The sequence below is a fragment of the Bacillus fungorum genome (genome assembly GCF_002746455.1).
In the GTDB taxonomy this organism is placed as follows: Bacteria; Bacillota; Bacilli; order Bacillales; family Bacillaceae_G; genus Bacillus_A; species Bacillus_A fungorum.
Map to the genome: position 1 here is coordinate 1 of NZ_NWUW01000146.1, position 738 is coordinate 738.

General features: G+C 41.6%; 1 protein-coding gene. It reads left to right on the forward strand.

The genetic code is table 11. From position 1 onward, the window contains the following. A partial coding sequence (locus CO726_RS31135) for an isochorismate synthase (protein WP_136699923.1) occupies positions 1–630 on the forward strand: 630 nt, incomplete at its 5' end. Positions 631–738: the final 108 nt, after the last annotated feature.

Genomic DNA, 738 nt, shown 5'->3' on the forward strand with positions numbered 1-738 from the left:
TTAATTGGAGCAAGTCCTGAATTACTCGTTTCACGTAATGGTATGCAGGTTATTTCTAATCCGTTAGCTGGTTCAAGACCACGTAGTGATGATCCGGTAGAAGATAAAAGAAGAGCAGAGGAATTGCTTTCTTCTCCAAAAGATTTACATGAACATGCGGTAGTAGTAGAAGCGGTTGCTGCTGCACTTCGTCCGTACTGTCATACATTATATGTTCCAGAAAAACCATCCGTTATTCATAGTGAAGCGATGTGGCATTTGTCTACTGAAGTGAATGGTGAACTAAAGGACCCAAATACTTCTTCTTTGGAATTAGCAATTGCTCTTCATCCTACGCCAGCAGTTTGCGGAACGCCGATGGAAGAAGCGAGAGAGGCTATTCAAAAAATTGAGCCATTTGACCGTGAATTCTTTACAGGAATGCTAGGATGGAGCGATTTAAATGGAGATGGCGAATGGATTGTTACAATTCGCTGTGCTGAAGTGCAAGAAAATACACTTCGATTATTTGCAGGAGCGGGAGTTGTTGCTGAGTCAAAACCAGAAGCTGAATTAGCAGAAACATCAGCTAAGTTCCAAACAATGCTGAAAGCTTTAGGGTTAAATGATAGCTCATTGAATGAAAAATAGGGGGAAGAAAAAATGTTAACAGGTTATACAAACTGGCCAAAAGAATTTGCCGATCGTTATCGAGCGGAAGGGTGCTGGCTTGGGGAAACATTTGGCGGAGTGTTAAGA